11 protein-coding genes and 1 pseudogene are annotated in these 18,040 nt (G+C 64.7%); 4 read left to right on the top strand and 8 right to left on the bottom strand.

Going from position 1 to position 18,040, the window contains the following annotated elements; translation table 11 throughout:
* Positions 1–9 precede the first annotated feature (9 nt).
* The 3 genes from HZB49_RS05285 to HZB49_RS05275 form a co-directional block, all read right to left on the bottom strand.
* Positions 10–3,546 (bottom strand): error-prone DNA polymerase, encoded by a 3,537-nt coding sequence (locus tag HZB49_RS05285; protein WP_291609457.1) that lies wholly within the window; start codon positions 3,544–3,546, stop codon positions 10–12.
* Entirely contained in the window at positions 3,543–5,072 is a 1,530-nt protein-coding gene (locus tag HZB49_RS05280) for a DNA polymerase Y family protein (RefSeq protein WP_291611092.1), read from the bottom strand. The genes HZB49_RS05285 and HZB49_RS05280 overlap by 4 nt, the downstream gene beginning before the upstream one ends.
* Before the next feature lie 349 nt (positions 5,073–5,421).
* On the bottom strand, positions 5,422–6,216 hold the full coding sequence (locus HZB49_RS05275; RefSeq protein ID WP_291609456.1) for a DNA repair protein: 795 nt from the start codon (positions 6,214–6,216) through the stop codon (positions 5,422–5,424).
* 194 nt (positions 6,217–6,410) lie between these two features.
* Here HZB49_RS05275 and HZB49_RS05270 point away from each other — a divergent pair.
* A pseudogene (locus HZB49_RS05270) lies at positions 6,411–7,052 on the top strand (UdgX family uracil-DNA binding protein); the annotation flags it as partial.
* A gap of 325 nt (positions 7,053–7,377) precedes the next feature.
* Here the strand turns inward: HZB49_RS05270 and HZB49_RS05265 are convergent.
* Genes HZB49_RS05265 through HZB49_RS05255 form a run of 3 tightly spaced genes read right to left on the bottom strand, consistent with a single transcriptional unit; the run spans position 7,378 to position 10,676 of the window.
* Positions 7,378–8,502, bottom strand: a complete 1,125-nt coding sequence (locus HZB49_RS05265; RefSeq protein WP_291609455.1) for a hypothetical protein — start codon at positions 8,500–8,502, stop codon at positions 7,378–7,380.
* Positions 8,503–8,527: 25 nt separating this feature from the next.
* Positions 8,528–9,466 (bottom strand): formylglycine-generating enzyme family protein, encoded by a 939-nt coding sequence (locus HZB49_RS05260; RefSeq protein WP_291609454.1) that lies wholly within the window; start codon positions 9,464–9,466, stop codon positions 8,528–8,530.
* A 37-nt stretch (positions 9,467–9,503) separates the two neighbouring features.
* Positions 9,504–10,676 carry a M20 aminoacylase family protein gene (locus HZB49_RS05255; RefSeq protein ID WP_291609453.1) on the bottom strand — a complete coding sequence of 391 codons (1,173 nt, stop codon included), beginning with the start codon at positions 10,674–10,676 and terminating at the stop codon, positions 9,504–9,506.
* Positions 10,677–10,975: 299 nt separating this feature from the next.
* Here HZB49_RS05255 and HZB49_RS05250 point away from each other — a divergent pair, with 299 nt between their 5' ends.
* From HZB49_RS05250 to HZB49_RS05240, 3 genes are all read left to right on the top strand, one after another.
* Entirely contained in the window at positions 10,976–13,231 is a 2,256-nt protein-coding gene (locus HZB49_RS05250) for a tetratricopeptide repeat protein (protein WP_291609452.1), read from the top strand.
* 177 nt (positions 13,232–13,408) lie between these two features.
* The gene (locus HZB49_RS05245) at positions 13,409–15,028 is read left to right on the top strand and encodes a GMC family oxidoreductase N-terminal domain-containing protein (RefSeq protein ID WP_291609451.1); all 1,620 of its coding nucleotides are present in this window, start codon (positions 13,409–13,411) and stop codon (positions 15,026–15,028) included.
* Between the two features lie 2 nt (positions 15,029–15,030).
* Complete coding sequence (locus HZB49_RS05240) at positions 15,031–15,930, top strand: alpha/beta hydrolase (protein WP_291609450.1); 900 nt, start codon at positions 15,031–15,033, stop codon at positions 15,928–15,930.
* A gap of 41 nt (positions 15,931–15,971) precedes the next feature.
* Here HZB49_RS05240 and HZB49_RS05235 read toward each other — a convergent pair whose 3' ends face one another.
* On the bottom strand, positions 15,972–16,376 hold the full coding sequence (locus tag HZB49_RS05235) for a GFA family protein (RefSeq protein WP_291609449.1): 405 nt from the start codon (positions 16,374–16,376) through the stop codon (positions 15,972–15,974).
* Between the two features lie 196 nt (positions 16,377–16,572).
* Entirely contained in the window at positions 16,573–17,967 is a 1,395-nt protein-coding gene (hpnO, locus tag HZB49_RS05230) for an aminobacteriohopanetriol synthase HpnO (RefSeq protein ID WP_291609448.1), read from the bottom strand.
* Between the last annotated feature and the right edge of the window lie 73 nt (positions 17,968–18,040).

Raw genomic sequence — 18,040 nt, 5'->3', positions numbered from 1 at the left:
TCGGCTCTCCTAATGAAAATCCCTTGATGCCGGCAGGATGCGGACGTTGCGGGGGTGGCGGATTTTCTGGGCGGGGTTTTCCGGGTGCTGGCGGCGGTCGTCGTGTAGGGGCTCGATCAGCGCCGGGCCGGTGGGCAGCGCGGGCTTTTTGGATAACACATCGTTGGCGAGCCCGATGAGATCGTGCGAGCGGTCGGTGAGCCGTTGCGCCACCAGATGCGTCACTTCCTCGGGGCTGCTCTGGATGTAGCCCTCGACCAGGATCAGCCGGGCGCCCATCACCTCCTTGCGGTACTTCTCCATCACCTTCGGCCACACCACGATGTTGGCAATCCCGGTCTCGTCCTCCAGCGTCATGAATACCACGCCCTTGGCGCTGCCCGGGCGCTGGCGCACCAGCACCACGCCGGCGCAGCTCACCCTGCGCTTGTCGTTCTTGTGATTGACGTCCCTGCAGGCGGCGACGCGCTCACGCGAAAATTTCTCCCGCAGGAATTCCATCGGATGGCCCTTTAGCGAAAGGCGGATGGTCTGGTAGTCGGCAACGACCTGCTCCGGCAACGGCATAGCGGGCAAGGGCTTTGCGTTCTCGTCGGGCTGCTCGCGGGCGATGGCGGCCTCGAACAGCGGCAGCGGCACGTCGTCGGGCAGGCGGCGCACCGCCCATAGCGCGGCACGGCGATCGAGGCAGATGGAGCGGAAGGCGTCGGCATCGGCCAGCAGGATCAGCGCGCGCTTGGGCAAGGCCGTGTCGCGGGCGAAGTCTTCCAGCGAGGTGAAGGGGCGGCGCGTTCGCGCGGCGACGATGCGGGAGGCCCAGTCGTCTATTTCTTGCGACACCGGCAGTGGCTCACCTCTCCCATAGGGAGAGGTCGCGCCGAAGGCGCGGGTGAGGGGTACGGTCTCTCGTGGGACCTGCCCCCCCTCACCCGATTTGCACTGGTCGTGCAAATCGACCTCTCCCCGTTGGGGAGAGGTGGGAGCCTCTGGCAACGTCCCGGATTCACCTTTGAAGAATGTCTGGCTACGCTTCAACCGCTCCTCATCCGGGTCCCCCCAGTGAAAGCCGTCGATTTGGCGGAAGCCGAGGCGGACGGCGCAATACTTCCCGCTCCCCTCCTCCAGCATGTTCTGCGCGAAGCTGAAGGACACATCGATCTCGCGCACCTCGACGCCGTTCTTGCGGGCATCGCCGACGATCTGCGCAGGGGCGTAAAAGCCCATCGGCTGGGAGTTGAGCAGCCCGCAGCAGAAGGCGTCGGGGTGATAATGCTTCAGCCATGACGATACATAGACGAGCTGGGCGAAGCTTGCGGCATGGCTCTCCGGAAAACCGTAGGAGCCGAAACCCTTGATCTGCTCAAAACAGTTTTTGGCGAATTCCGGCGCATAGCCGCGCGCGATCATGTTGCCGATCATCTTGTCTTCGAACTTGCCGATGGTGCCGACATTGCGGAAGGTCGCCATCGAGCGGCGCAGGCCGTTGGCCTCCTCCGGCGTGAACTTTGCGGCCTCGATGGCGATGCGCATCGCCTGCTCCTGGAACAGCGGCACGCCGAGCGTCTTGTGCAGCACCTTGTAGAGTTCGTCCGGCGGGCCGTGCCCGGGCGAAGGCGACGGATAAATCTCCTTCTCGACGCCGTTTCGCCGGCGCAAGTATGGATGCACCATGTCGCCCTGGATCGGCCCCGGGCGCACGATCGCAACCTCGATGACGAGGTCGTAGAAGGTGCGCGGCTTCAGGCGCGGCAGCATGTTCATCTGCGCGCGGCTCTCGACCTGGAACACGCCGAGCGACTCGCCGCGGCACAGCATGTCGTAAACCGGCGCATCGTCCTGTGGAATGGTGGCAAGTTCCCAGCGTTTGCCCTTGTGCAAATCGATCAGGTCGAAGCATTTGCGGATGCAGGTCAGCATGCCCAGCGCCAGCACGTCGACCTTCATCATGTTCAAGGCATCGACGTCGTCCTTGTCCCATTCGATGAAGGTGCGGTCGTCCATCGCGGCATTGCCGATCGGCACGTAAGTGTCGAGCCGGTCCTGCGTCAGCACATAGCCGCCGACATGCTGCGACAAATGCCGCGGGAACTCGATCAACTCGCTGGCGAGCTCCACTGCCAGCCCGATCATTGCATTCTGCGGATCGAGCCCGGCCTGGCGCACCTGCGTCTCGTTGAGGCCCTTGCCCCAGCTGCCCCACACGGTGTCGGCGAGCGCTGCAGTGACGTCCTCGGTCAGGCCCAGGGCCTTGCCGACGTCGCGGATGGCGCTGCGCGGGCGATAATGGATGACGGTGGCGATGATCGCGGCGCGGTGGCGGCCATAGCGGCGATAGACATACTGCATCACCTCCTCGCGCCGCGAATGCTCGAAATCGACGTCGATGTCGGGCGGCTCCAGCCGCTCCTTCGAGATGAAGCGCTCGAACAGGAGATCGACCTTGGTCGGATCGACCGAGGTGATGCCGAGCACGTAACAGACCGCCGAATTCGCCGCCGATCCCCTGCCCTGGCACAGGATATTCTGGCTGCGCGCGTAATGCACGATGTCGTGCACGGTCAGGAAGTAATGCGCGTATTTCAGCTCGGCGATCAGCGCCAGCTCCTTGTTGAGCGTGGCGCGCAGCGTGTCGTCGATGACGCCGCCGAAATATCTGGCGACGCCGGCCCAGGTGAGGTCTTCCAGATGTTGTTGCGCGGTCTTGCCCGGCGGCACCGGCTCGTCGGGATATTGATATTTGAGCTGGTCGAGGGAGAAGGAGATGCGGGAAGCGAAGCGCATGGTCTCCGCGATGGCTTCCGGGAGATCGCGGAACAGCCGCGCCATTTCATGGGCGGGCTTCAAATAGCGCTCGGCATTGGCCTCGAGCTTCCTGCCGATCGCCTCGATCGTCGTCTTCTCGCGGATGCAGGTCAGCACATCCTGCAGCGGACGGCGCGCGGGGTTGTGATAGAGCACCTCGTTGGTGGCGAGCAGCGGCACCTTGGCGGCAACCGCAAGACGATGCAGCCGGGCGAGACGGCGCCTGTCGTCGCCGCGATAGAGCAGGCTTGCCGCCAGCCACACGCCGTCGGCGCCGCTGTCGCGCAATTGCGCCAGCACTTTTTGCGCCTGCGCGGTGTCGAAGCGATGCGGCAGGGAGAGGATGAGAAGCTGGCCTTCGGCGAAGTCGAGGAGATCGGAAAGCTTCAGATGACACTCGCCCTTCTCGATCCGCTCGATATCGTTGCCGCGCTTGCCGCGGGTGAGTAGCCGGCACAGCCTCCCATAGGCGGCGCGGTCGCGCGGATAGACCAGGATATCGGGCGTGCCGTCGATGAAGACGATGCGCGAGCCGATCAGGAGCTTTGGCCTGGATTCGACCGCGGGATTGTCGAGCTCGCTGTGCGCACGCACCACACCGGCCAGCGTGTTGCGATCGGCAACCCCGATGACGGGGATTTGCAGGCGGCTTGCTTCATGCACATAGGCGCGCGGATCCGAGCCGCCGCGCAGGAAGGAGAAGTTGGTGGTGATGCCGATCTCGGCATAAGCGGGCGCGCTCATGCGAACAGCCCGTGCAGGTACCAGCTGGCGGGCACCGGCTCGCCCTCCTCATCCCTGAGCTCGCGCTCGTAAAGCCCGTCGCGAAAGATCCAGAAGCGGCGGCCCTCCTCGTCCTCGACGCGGAAATAGTCGCGGGTCAGCGCGTGGCCGCTCCTCTTCCACCATTCCATGGCGATGCGCTCGGGGCCTTCGACGCGCACCACCGCATGGGTGACACGGCGCCAGGTGAAATGATGCGGCGGGCCGTCGGGGACGGTGGCGAACGGCACCTTGATCGGCTCGGGCCTTTCGAACAGCCGCAGCGGCCGCAGCGGCGGCTCGCCCTCGGCGCGCGCGGGCCAGATGGCTTGCGTGGCGGCTGCCAGATGATGCTGCGCGGGCGCGGCCAGCGCGGCGCGCTCGGGGATGTGCGTATCCTCAGGCAGGTGCACGACCACGCGTTTTCCGCCGATGCGCGCGGCGATGCGGTCGACCAGCGCGGACAGTTCGTCATTGTCATGGGTGGTGGCATCGAGATCGCGCTGCTCCTGCACCACGATTTCGGTACGGCCGGCCGAGAGACGGATGAGATCGAAGCCGAAACCGGGATCGAGGGGATCGCTCAGCGCCTCCAGCCGCTCGCGGAACAGGCGGTCGACCGCTTCGGCGCGCGTCACCGGGCGGCCGGTATCGACTGCGATGACGCGCACCGCGCCGTCGGTGCGGAAGAACGCCGCCTCCAGCCGCCGCGCGCCCTTGCCCTGCCTGTCCATGGCGGACACCAGCATGGCGGCGAGACTCGACAGCGTGATCGAGATGGTGCTTTCGGTCGCAACCGGTTCGGCAAAGCGCTTTTCGACGATGTAATCCGGCGGCGGCTTGCGCGGGCTGATCGGCGCATCGCCCTCGCCCAGCGCATGTGCGAGCTGCGTGGTGAAGCGCGCACCGAACCGCGCCGAGATTTCGTGACGGCCGCGCGCGGCAACGTCGCCGATGGTTTTCAGCCCGGCGCGGCGCAGCCCGCCCGTGATGGCATCATCGGCGCCGAGCGCGGCCACCGGCAGCGGCGCGACGGCGTCGGCCTCCTCGCCATCGGCCACGATGGTGCCGCAGACGCAGCGGCTCAGCGTGCGGGCGCAGATCGAGGTGGCGGCAATCGCCGCGCTGACGGCAAAATCCTGCCGTGCCAGCGCGTTGCACAGCGTGCGCAACAGCGCCGCCTCGCCGCCGAACAGATGGGCGCAGCCGGTGATGTCGAGGAACAACCCGTGCGGCGGATCGAGCGCCACCAGCGGCGTGAAGCGGTCGCACCAGTCGGCGATATCTTCCAGCGTCTTGCGGTCGGCGGTTTCATCCGCGTCATGCACCGTCAGTTCAGGACAGATGGCGCGGGCATTGGCGAGCGGCAGGCCGATCGAAAGCCCGGCGCGGGCGGCCGCCTCATCGATGGCATAGAGCAGCAGCGCGTTGTGTTCCTTGGCGACGACGACTTGCGGGAAGTTTCCCTTCGCCTCCCCCGCTTGCGAGGGAGGCCGTATCGCATCGATAGATGCGATACGGGTGGGGGCTCTCTCCACACGAGCAGTCGGACTCGCGGCGATACCCCCACCCCAACCCTCCCCCGCAAGCGGGAGAGGGAGCCCTCGCACTGTGCTCACCTCACAATGCGTCTCGGCATTTCTGACAGTAAGGGACGCACCGGCGGATGGGTTCCCTCCCCCCTTGCGGGGTCCGAGGCGAGCGAAGCTCGCTCTCGAGGTTAGGGAGAGGGGTGAGCCGCTCGGGCGGTGCTCGTGATTACCCCTCTCTCCAACTCTCCCCCGCAAGGGGGGAGAGAGCCCTGCCAATGTGCCTGCCTCACATGCGAGCCCATCCAGCTCACTTGTTGTAACAAGCTCAACTCGCGAGACGGTGCCCTGCGCGCGCAGCCGCTTGATGCGGTCGATGGGCAGGTATGGCAGCCACAGGCTGAGGATACGACGCCGGCTCGCTGAATTGGCACTCATCACACTTCCATTCCATGATCCACCGCCCGACCGGGCCATGACGGTTGCGCACCAGTTGCGCGTCGAACACCGGCGCGCCCCACGCACTCCAGGGTGCTGCCGGCGGCGAATGCGCCGCGCGCACGATCCAGCGCGTCTCCGCCGTGGAAGGCGCCGGTTGCGCCGCAACGCGCAGCAGCAGCGCAGTGACCCCTGAGGCTTGCGCGGCCAGCGTGAGTTTTCGGCTGGCAACGAGATCGAGCTGGCGCGCCTCGCCAAAAGTCTCCAGCACGACGGCGCCCAGCGCATCGCAGGCCAGCGCATCGGCCGTGGTGCGCAGTGCCGCCTCGACATCGGCGGCGCGCACGGTGACGAGCAGGCGCGGATCGAGGCCGAGTTCGGCTAGCCCGCCCGGCGACAGCGCGCCGGATTCAATTTCCGCAAAATCCTGCCGCACCCAGACCAGCGGCTTGCGCGGCGCAATCCGCCCGGCGATGCCGGCAATGAAACCGGTAGCGGCTGCGCCCTGATGCCCTTCGGCAAACACTTCATGCACGGCGGCCAGCGCCAGCCCGCCGCGCAGCATCTCATCGGCAGAGCGATGCCCGAGCGCGACCCTGTCCGGCCCATGCACATCGCCATGGGTTTCCATGCGCTCGATGCTGCCGCGCAGGGACGCAAGCGTGCTCATGCGTGCGCCGTTCATAGGTCGCCGCTCCTCGAAGTGGTGGACCGCCGTGGGTCTGAGAGAACCAGAAGCCGGCTTATTTGTTCATGATATGTTCTAATATAAAGCTAACAGGGCCCGAAGAGTCAATCGCGATTACGACTCTTCAGATTCATGAAATAAATCAATCTGATAAAATACTCGCCGGCAGGCCGCCTGAGCCGGCAGCTGAACCACAGGAGCCATCCATGGACCGCAAACCAGCGAGCGCCGACAGCATCGCCGCCTTGCGCGCGGAAGCCGCCGATTGCCGCGCCTGCCCGCTCTGGAAAGACGCGACGCAGACCGTGTTCGGCGAAGGCCCTGCCCGCGCGCGGCTGATGCTGGTCGGTGAGCAGCCCGGCGACAAGGAGGACCTCGCCGGAAAACCTTTTGTGGGACCCGCCGGCAACATGCTCGATCGCGCGCTGGAGGAAGCCGGCATCGATCGCGATAAAATCTACATCACCAATGCCGTGAAGCATTTCAAATTCGTGGCCCGCGGCAAGATCCGCCTGCACCAGAAGCCGTCGACACCGGAGATCAAGGCGTGCCGGCAATGGTATGAGCGCGAGCTCGCGGCGATCGAACCCGATCTCGTGGTCGCGATGGGCGCCACCGCCGCGCAATGCGTGTTCGGCAGGATCACGCCGATCAACAAGAACCGCGGCAAGCCGGTCACACTCGATCACACAATGCAGGCACTGGTGACCGTGCACCCGTCCTACCTGCTGCGGCTGCCGGACGAGGAAACGAAAGCGCGCGAATACCGCCGCTTTGTCGGCGATCTCAAGCTCGCGGCCAAATTGCTCGGAAGTTCCACAGACGCGGCCTGACGGGTTCCATCGACGCGGGATGCAAAATCCTGTGATCGGCGAAAAATTTCCGCAATTCCACGTACAACCTTTAATTGATAAATGCTATCATCGCATTCTCAGCACCATTGGGTCGTCCCGGACGCCTGGACGTTCCCATTGAGGTCGGCGCGCTGCGCGGCTCCATCCAGCCCCGGGACTTCGCGGCGCGCCGACTCCTTTTTCCCGCATCGGGCAACCACCGCGATCCGGCCCGGCCGCTGCCGTAATCTCTTTTGCGCTGCGGTAGGATTAATCCCCGCGGCGAGCGAATAGCGCTGCGTATCCCGGCCGTTTGGGTCTATAGCTAACGGGCAACTTCAAAGAATTGCCAAGAACAATCCGGCGCCAAGCGCCGTTCGGATTCGCATCCGTTTCTTTGGGGGAATGTCATGACATTCGAGACGGGAATGGCACGCGCTGCCGTGCTGCTGGCGGCGCTTGCATTGTCGCAGCCGGCATTCGCGGAGACCAGGAAAACCACCAGCTCAGCGCCGGCCCCGGCGCCCGCGCCCGTCGTTCGCGCCGCGCCTGCACCGGTAGTGCGGCCCGCGCCTGTCGCTCGCACCGCGCCAGCCCCCGTAGTTCGCGCGCCCGCGACGACGACAGCAGCAAGACCGGCAACGCCGGCGCCGAGCAAACCGGCCGCGACGGTGGCAACCAAACCCGCGGCCACGACAACGGCCAGACCCGCGACCACGACAACTGCAAGGCCCGCGAACACGACCGCGGCCAAGCCCGCGACCACGGCAAGCACCAAACCGGCCACGACCAGTGTCGCGGCCAGACCCGCCACCACGACAACGACCAACAAGCCCGCGACCACGGCTTCGGTGAAACCGGTCACGACGACCGCGGCCAAGCCGGCCACCACGACGACGGCAAAGCCCGCCACGACAACGGCGACCGCACCGACGCAGATGGACAAGGCGAGGAACCGTATCCAGAGCGAGCTGCCGGCGGACAGCGCGGTGAAGGCGGATACGGCGAACAAGCCCAGCATGGCCGGGGTTTCCGCCAGCGAGTTCAAGCCGAAGGTGAAGCTCAAGCCATCCGCCGAACCGCCGCCGCCCGGACAACCCAACTTCCCGAAACGCCCGGCCAACGAACCGGCGCTGACCAATCCAACCACCACGACGACCACAAAACCCGCCACGACAACGGCGGCCGCGCCGACGCAGACAGACAAGACGAAGAACCGTATCCAGAGCGAGCCGCCGGCGGACGGCGCGGTGAAGGCGGATACGGCGAACAAGCCCAGCATGGCCGGCGTTCCCGCCAGCGAGTTCAAGCCGAAGGTGAAGCTCAAGCCGTCCGCCGAACCGCCGCCGCCCGGACAACCCAACTTCCCGAAACGCCCGGCCAACGAACCGGCGCTGACCAATCCGACGAGCCGATAGAACTCGAAGCAGCAAGCAGGGAAGGCCCGCATCCGAAATGCGGGCCTTCCCTCGCAATCACAAGGTTCTGGCGACGCGGAATCCGAAGGTGATCACGCGGCTGTCCGCCGGCTCCCGCTCGCGCCGTGCTGCGCGCAGGGTGTGAGGATAATTGTAGAAGGAAGCTCCCCGCACGACGCGAACACTGCAATCGCCGCTCGACCTCGCAGTCCCGTCGCCGGGGTTACCTGCGTTCATCTCGTTCCAGCAATCTTCCGTCCACTCCCACACGTTGCCGTGCACGTTGTAGAGACCCCAGGGGTTCGGAAGAAAGCCGTCCACCGCAACGGTCGCATGCCTCACCTCGCCGGTGGGCGCACCGGCATAGGCGATGCGTCCATCGTAATTGGCCTGCCCGGTCGAAATCGTGCTGCCCCACCAGAACGCCGTGGCCGTGCCCGCACGTGTGACGAACTCCCGTTCGGCCTCGGACAGCAGCCTGTAGCGCTTGCCCGTGCTCGACGCGAGCCATGAGACATAGGCCTTGGCATCATGCCAGCTCACGCAGACCACGGGATGGCGGTCGTCCTGCGCGAAGCCCGGCGACCGCCAGTCGCGTTGCTGGCTCCGCCTGGGTTCGCCGATGCGATAGCAATTTCCATCCACATTGTGACCTGTCGCCGCAACGAACGCGGCGAACTCGCCCCGCGTAACCGCAAACCTCCCGACCGCAAACGGCCGCGCGATGGTCACCGGAACCTGGTCCTCGGGAACGGTCGCCACCAGCTCCTTCGGGCCGGCCCCCATCGTGAAGCGGCCCGCGGGCACGGCCACCATCTCGGGGCAGTCGGGACAATCCCTGAACGCTTCGCCCGCCCCGGGCTGGAGGCAGCGCGGTTCTCCGGCGCCGATCTCGATGCGAATGCCCTGGCAGGTTTGCGCCGACGCGTCGCCTCCGGCGAACGAGCTGAATATCGCCAGCGCAATTGCCAACGTACTCCCGCGCGAGCCAGTCATGATGGCCCCCAAGCTTGCGCGTGGCGGCGAGCCGGCCTCATGCGGCCAGCGAATTCTCCACCAGGCGGATCCAATAGGACGTGCCGTAGACGATCGCCTCGTCGTTGAAATTATAGGCGGGGTGATGCAGGCCAGCGCTGTTGCCGTTGCCGCAGAAGATGAAGGCGCCGGGACGCGCTTCCAGCATGTAGGCGAAATCTTCCGCACCCATCATCGGCGGTGCCTCGCCGACGGCGCCCTCGCCGCCCACTTCCATTGCGACACGCGTCGCGACCTCGGTTTGCGCCGCGTGGTTGACCGTCACCGGATAGCCGCGCTCATAGACGAGATCGATCTTGGCGCCGGTCATTTGCGCCACGCCGCTGACCACCTCGCGCACGCGCTGCTCGACGAGGCTGCGCACCTCCTCGGTCAGGGTGCGGATCGTGCCGCGCAGCTCCGCGGTCTGCGGGATGACGTTGCGGGCGTTGCCGGCGTGGAATTCGCAGACCGAGATCACGGCCGACTCCAGCGGATCGACGGTGCGCGAGACGATCGACTGCAGGCCGTTGATCAGCTGTGCGCCGACCAGCACGGAATCGATGCACTTGTGCGGCCGCGCGGCGTGGCCGCCGAGGCCCTCGATCTTGATGTCGAGGGAATCGGTTGCCGCCATGATCGGACCGGTGCGGATCGCGAACTGGCCGACCGGAATGCCGGGGCCGTTGTGCATGCCGTAGACCTGCTCGATGCCGAAGCGGTCCATCAGCCCGTCCTTGATCATCGCGGCTGCGCCCGCGCCGCCCTCTTCGGCGGGCTGGAAGATCACGACCGCGGTGCCGGCAAAGTTGCGGGTCTCGGAGAGATAGCGCGCTGCGCCGAGCAGCATGGCAGTGTGGCCGTCATGGCCGCAGGCGTGCATCTTGCCCGGCGTCTTCGACGCATAGGGCAGATCGGTCTCCTCCTCGATCGGCAGCGCGTCCATGTCGGCGCGCAGGCCGATCACCTTGAGGTCGCCGTTGCCGGCCGGCCTCTTGCCCTTGATGACGCCGACCACGCCGGTCTTGCCGATGCCGGTGACGACCTCGTCGCAGCCGAATTCGCGCAACCTGTCGGCCACGAATGCCGCGGTGCGGTGGACGTCATAGAGCAGTTCTGGATGCTGGTGGATGTCCCGGCGCCAGGCTTGAATATCGGGCTGCAGGTCGGCGACGCGGTTCACGATGGGCATGACAGTTTCGGGTCCGTTTCGGTTGTTTTGCCATGTCTAGCACGGGATGGCCGTCCAGCCCAACATCCCCGGCGACACGCCGAATGCCCCAGAAATCTGCCGCCAAACTCAGCCGGAGCAGTATCGCGGGGCCTTTCGCCATCGGAACCCGTGCCGGCGCCGCTCCTCCGATGGCAACAGCGACCCATCCACCTGACCTCGCCGCCACCAGATCGTTGATCTGCCGCAACGTCCGGCTTGCCTCAGCTGCCAATCTTGTTTTGGGGTGTTGAAAAACATCCCGCGAGGGCGGGCGCAGAATGAAGGCAGTTTCTCTCCCATCGACCTCGTCGATCGCGGTTGCAGCAGTCGTGCTGGCATCGATGCTGGCCGCGGGAATGGCGAGTGCCCAATCGATTGCTGAGTCCTGCGACAAGCAGACCGGCGACGCCGCAATTGCTGCCTGCACTGAAGTCATCAAGAAAGGAAACCCGCCCGCCTCGGCCTATCTCAATCGCGGGCTGGCGTGGTTCAACAAGGGCGAGTACGCCAAGGCCATTGCCGACTACGACGAAGCCATATTCGTCGATCCGCAATCATCGCGCGCCTACAACAACCGCGGCAATGTCCTGAGAATGCAACGCGAATACGACATGGCGATTGCGGACTTCGACGAGGCGATACGAAGAGACCCCAACTATGCGATCGCCTACAACAATCGGGGCATGAGCTGGCGCGCCAAGCGCAATTACGACCGGGCCATCTCAGATTTCAGCGAGGCTATCCGCCTCGATCCGAAGTACTGGTCTCCCTACGACAACCGAGGCAGCGCCTGGGAAGACCGAAAGGAGCACGACAAGGCCATCGCGGACTATTCCGCGGCGATAGCGCTGTCTCCGAAATATGCAGGAACCTACAGAAGCCGCGGCTTGGCCTGGCACAACAAGCAGGACTACGACAAGGCGATATTGGACTATGACGCCGCAATTCGCACGGATCCAAAATTCTCGGAGGCCTATCTGAGCCGCGGCAGAGCCTGGGAGCGCAAGGGCGACCATGACAAGGCAATTGCCGACTATACGGAAGCGATAAGGTTGTCGCCTCGCTCGGCCAGCGCCTACGTCAACCGGGGTTTCGCCTGGAACAGCAAGCGGGAATACGACAAGGCGATTGCAGATTACACCGATGCCATCCGCGTCAATCCACAATATGCCGAAGCATACTATTTTCGGGGCAAGAGCTGGCAAGACAAGCGCGACCTTGAAAAGGCCATTGCTGACTACGGCGACGCAATACGGCTGAATTCCGATAACACGAGAAGTTTCCTTGACCGCGGCACTGCATGGGCTGAGAGACGCGAATACGACAAGGCGATTGCAGACTTCAGCGAAGTCATTCGATTCGACCCCAAGTCTTCGACCGCCTACAACAGGCGCGGCATCGCCTGGAGCGACAAGAAGGAGCATGACAAGGCTATCGCCGACTACACCGAGGCGATCCGGATCGATCCAAAATCATCGACAGCCTTCATCAACCGAGGCAACTCCTGGGCAGACAAGGGAGACCACGACAGGGCGATTTCGGATTTCACCGATGCGATCAAGGCAAATTCCAGGAGCGCCGTCGCATACAACAACCGAGGCTATATCTGGTACAAGAAGGGAGAATTCGACAAGGCGATCGCCGACTATGGCGAGGCGACAAAGGCCGATCCGAACTATGACCAGGCGAAAAACAATCTCAAGGTCGCGTTAACCGCCAAGACCCGCCAGCCGCAACCGGTCCCCGCTTCTCCGCAACAGATGCAGCAGGCCGCGGTCCCGCCGCCCGCCCAGCCGTCAGCCCAACCATCCGCGGACTCGCGGTCATCCGGCGGAAAGCGCTCGGCTCTCATCATCGGGAACGGGCAATACAGATACGGTCCGCCGCTGGCGAACCCGCCGCGCGACGCTCGCCTGCTTGCATCCGCGTTGCGAGGCGTCGGCTTTCAGTCGGTGTTGCTGAAAACCGATCTGACACGGGAAGGAATGATACAGGCGCTACGCGAATTTGCCACCATTGCCGACGGCTCGGATTGGGCCGTCGTCTACTATGCGGGACACGGCATCGAATTCGGCGGCGCGAACTACATGATACCGATCGATGTCCAGCTCAAGGCCGACCGCGACATCGACCTCGAAGCCATCAATGTCGGACAGGTGATGAACACCATCGAGGGAGCCAAGCGCCTGCGGCTCATTATTCTCGATGCATGCAGGGACAATCCATTCGCAAATCAGATGAAGCGAACGATGGCATCGAGGTCGATGGGCAGAGGACTCGCCCGCATCGAACCCGAGGCGGGAACACTGGTCGTCTATGCTGCCAAGCACGGGGAAACGGCGCTCGATGGAGAAGGCAACAACAGCCCCTTTGCGGAAGCTGTGGTGAAGCGAATTCAGCAGAAACCCGCCCTGGAAATACGCCGGCTGTTCGACTCGGTAAGAGACGATGTGATGATCTCGACCAGCAAGAAACAACAGCCGTTCTCCTATGGTTCGTTGTCGGGCAGCGAGGATTTCTTTTTCCTGAGGTGACCGGCCCCGATGCGTGCAACGGGCGCCGAAGCGTGTCTCTGCCTGCACAGCAATTCCCCGCGATGGGTCGGGCACTTCACAGGCTTGCCTACTTGGCTGGATTACTTCAGAAAGCGGCGTCACGCTTCTGTGGTCCTTGCCGCGCCGGGCAACGACTCGTAAGTGCGGAGGAGGAGCATGCGACGGCTCGAGGGCGATTTCGACTATATCGTGGTCGGTGCGGGTACCGCGGGCTGCATCATGGCCAACCGCCTGTCGGCCGATCCGGCCATGCGCGTGCTGGTGCTGGAAGCCGGCGGCAACGACAACTGGATCTGGTTTCACATCCCGGTCGGCTATCTCTTCGCCATCGGCAATCCCCGCTCCGACTGGATGTTCCGTACCGAGGCCGAGCCCGGCCTGAACGGCCGCTCGCTGGCCTATCCCCGCGGCAAGGTGATCGGCGGCTGCTCCGCTATCAATGCGATGATCTCGATGCGCGGCCAGGCCGCCGATTACGACCACTGGCGGCAGCTCGGGCTTTCCGGCTGGGGCTATGACGACGTGTTGCCGGCGTTCAAGCGGCTGGAGGATCATTTCCTCGGCGCCAGCGAGCACCACGGCGCCGGCGGCGGCTGGCGCATCGAGGCGCCGCGGCTGTCCTGGGCCATTCTGGACGCCGTGGGCGATGCCGCCGCAGAAATGGGCATCCGCAAGATTGCCGACTTCAACACCGGCGACAACGAGGGCATCAGCTATTTCCACGTCAACCAGAAGCGCGGGCGGCGCTGGTCCGCCGCGCGCGGCTTTCTGAAGCCGGCGATGACGCGGCCGAATTTGCGGCTGGAAACCAAGGTGCTGGTTGATCGCCTCGTGGTCGAGCAGGGCCGGGTGACCGGCGTCCGCTTCATGCAGAACGGCGAGATGGTGGAGGCGCGCACCAGGGGCGAAGTGATCCTCACCGCCGGATCGATCGGCTCGATCCAGGTGCTGCACCGCTCCGGCATCGGACCGGCGGATTGGCTGTCGCCGCTCGGCATCGACATCGTGCTCGACAAGCAAGGCGTCGGGCGCAATCTGCAGGACCATCTGCAGCAGCGCGCGATCTACAAAGTGTCCAACGTGCGCACCCTGAACGAGACCTACTGGTCGCTGTTCCGCCGCGGCCTGATGGGGCTCGACTACGCCTTCCGCCGTCGCGGGCCGCTGACCATGGCGCCGTCGCAGCTCGGCATCTTCACGCGTTCCGACCCTGCCTTCGAGCGGGCCAATATCCAGTTCCACGTGCAGCCGCTGTCGCTCGACAAGTTCGGCGATCCCCTGCACCGCTTCCCTGCCATCACCGTCAGCGCCTGCAATCTGCGGCCGACCTCGCGCGGCACCGTGCGGCTCCGTTCGGCGAAGCTCGATGAAGCACCAATGATCGCGCCGAATTATCTCGCGACCGACGAGGACCGCCGCGTCGCCGCGGACGCCATCCGCACCACGCGAAAATTGATGAAACAGCCGGTTCTGCAGAAATACGCACCGAGCGAATATCTCCCCGGCCCCTCCGTCGGCGACGACGACGCGTCGCTGGCCAGGGCGGCAGGCGATATCGGCACCACCATCTTCCATCCCGTCGGCACGGCGAAGATGGGACTGGCGAGCGATCCGTCCGCCGTGGTCGACGAGCGCCTGCGCTTCTTCGGGCTCGGCGGCTTGCGCATCGCAGACGCCTCCGTGATGCCGACCATCACCTCGGGCAATACCAACACGCCGACCGCGATGATCGCGGAAAAGGCTGCGGCGATGATCCTGGAAGATTCCCGCCGGTAGCCATGATGCCCAAGCGCCGCTTTTCGATCGGGTCCGCCGAGGACCGCATTGCGCTGGTGCAATGGGGCGACGCAGGCAAGCCGCCTGCGCTGCTGCTGCACGGCACCGGCTTCTGCGCCGACGTCTGGGACGAGCTCGCGCGCGATCTCGCTTCGGACTACACCGTATACGGCGTCGATCGCCGCGGTCATGGCGAGAGCCACAAGCCGGCGGCGGATCGCTATCACTTCATCGACTACGCCGACGACGTCTGCCGGATCGTCGACGCGCTCGGCCTGCGCGACATCTACGGCATCGGGCACAGCGCCGGCGCCACCGACCTGCTGTTGTCGGCAAAGCTCTTGCCGGATCGCTTCAGGCGGCTGTTCGTGATGGAGCCGACGGCGATGGATCCGCGCGCGGCGCGCGACGGCGAATTGAGCGAAGGCGGCCGCTTCTCCGTCGAGGGCGTGCTGCGCCGCCAGGCCGAATTCGACAGTTTCGACGCCGCCTTCGCGCGCTTCCGCGCCGCCCCCGCCTTTGCGAACTGGACCGAGACTTCGCTGTGGGCCTTCATCCGGAGCGGCTTTGCGCCGGTCGAAAACGGCCGGGTGCGGCTGCGTTGCACGCCGGAAATCGAGTCGGCGGTGCTGCGGCCGATCATCGAGACGATGGAGCAGGTCTACAAGGGGGACGCGCGCGGCAACCCCTTCATGTGGCTCGCCGGAATCGATTGCCCCGTGCGCGTCACGACCTCCGAGAAATCCTGGCGCGTCTACAAGGATATGGCCTCGCGCGCCGTTTCGCTGATTCCCGATGTCAGCGAGTTGCAGTTCGATGGCTTCGACCATTGCGTGGTGCAGGAAGCGCCGCAGCTGGTGCTGCGGGCGCTGTGCGAGTTCGACGGCGGTGCGGTAGGCTGAGCTATTCTGAGGATGCCCTGATGCGCCGTGCGATGGCGCGGCTACGCCTGCGGCGGATACCGCTCGAATGCCGGCAATTCGTGCGCGCGTTCCATCCAGCCGATGCGCTCGGCAATCTGGATATGCACCGCTGCCGGAACGGCATCGGGATCGTCGTAGGTCGCGCTCTGCACGTCGATGATCCCCGGCAGCATGTTCGCATTGCTGTAGAAGAGACCGGTGCCGCAATTGGCGCAAAAATGCCGGCGGCCGTGCTCGGAAGACGCATAAATCTTCGGCTCGCCCTGCGTCACCTTGACCGAGTCCTCGGCATACATCGTCCAGCCCACCATCGGCGCGCCGGCGTGGCGGCGGCAATCGCTGCAATGACACAGCGCATGCACGATCAGATCGCCTTCCACCTGGTAGCGGATCGCCCCGCAATGACAGCCGCCGGTAATGCGCATGGGATGCTCCTCATTGTTCGTTCAGCGAAAGCAATATCGAGCGGATCCGTCGAAACTGCGGCCGAACATCGTAGGGCGGATTAGCCGATCCCATGCACTCTGGCTCAACAAGCGAAGGTGCAAGGCGTAATCCGCCGATGACGAATTGTGAGGCGGGCGGCGGATTACGCTTCGCTAATCCGCCCTACGAGAGGCCCTACGCCGACTTCCGCACGGCGTTGTCGACCAGCGTCTTGCCGAGCGACCAGATTGCGCCGGGCACCTTGTGGCTGGCGGCGATCACCTCGTCGAACGAGGTGGCGATCCAGTTGCAGTCCTCTTCCGTGATCACGAGCGGCGGCAAGAGCTTGATGGTGTGGCTGCCGTGGCCGGCGACTTGCGTGAGGATCTTGTGGTCCTTGAACAGCGGCACGGTGATGAGCTGGCAGAACAGGCCCTTGTTGGCGGTCTCCAGCACGTTCCACGACGCCTTCAGCCGCAGCGATTTCGGCGCGCCGAACTCGACGCCGAGCATCAATCCCTTGCCGCGAACTTCCTTCAACAGCTCGTAGCCCGGCACCAGCCGCGTCAGCGCCATCTGCAGCTCGGCGCCGCGCCTGGCGGCCTTCTCGATCAGGTTCTCTGCCTTGATCACCTCCAGCGTGGCAATGCCGGCGGCCATCGCTAGATCGTTCTTTGCGAAGGTCGAGCCGTGCACGACGGCGCGGTCCATTTGATTGAAGATCTTGTCGAAGATGTTCTTGCGCGTCAGCAGCGCGCCGACGGGAACGTGGCCGCCCGACAGCGCCTTTGCGAGCAGCACCATGTCGGGCTCGACGTTCCAGTGTTCCACCGCGAGGAACTTGCCGGTGCGGCCGATACCGGTCTGGATCTCATCGGCGACGAACAGCGTGCCGTATTTGCGGCACAGCGCCAGCGCGCCGGGCAGGAACTCGTCGCTCGGAAGATTGACGCCCTTGCCCTGGATCGGTTCGACGATGAAGGCCGCTACCTGCTTCGACGACAGCGCGCGCTCCAGCGCTGCAAGGTCGTTGAAGGGAACAGGCGTGCAGCCCGGCAGCAGCGGCTCGAAGCCGAGGCGGAAGTTGGGATCGTCCGTCAGCGACAGCGCGCCATAGGACAGGCCGTGGAACGCATGGCTGCAATAGACGATGCCGGGACGCCCTGTCGCGCCGCGCGCAAACTTGATCGCCGCCTCGACCGTTTCGGCGCCGGAATTGGCGAAAAACACCTTGTCCAGATATGGCACATATTCCAGCAGCCGCTCGGCCAGGATGCCGGCGAGCGTGGAGACGTCGAACTGCACCAGATTGGGCATGTCCGCGTCGAGCACGCTCTTGAGGGCCTGGCGCAGCGCCGGATGGTTGCGGCCGATCGCGAAAACGCCGAATCCGCTCAGCAAATCGAGATATTTGTCGCCGGCCCGGTCATAGAGGTACTGGCCCTGGCCCTTCTGGAATCCGACGTCATAGCCGATCGTCTTCAGCACGCGCACGAACTGCTCGTTGAGGTGCCGTGTATGCATGGCGCTGCGCTGCGACTCGCGCGCCGCAAACATCTCGGAAACGTCAAAATTGGAATCTAAGGCCATTGGCTACTTACTTCGGTTGATGGCTGTTTCGTCAACTGAAAACACCAAATGCGGCGTTTTGACCCCGCTAGAC

The organism is Bradyrhizobium sp. (genome assembly GCF_016219575.1).
Classification (GTDB): Bacteria; Pseudomonadota; Alphaproteobacteria; order Rhizobiales; family Xanthobacteraceae; genus Bradyrhizobium.
This window is presented reverse-complemented; position numbering and strand designations above follow the sequence as displayed.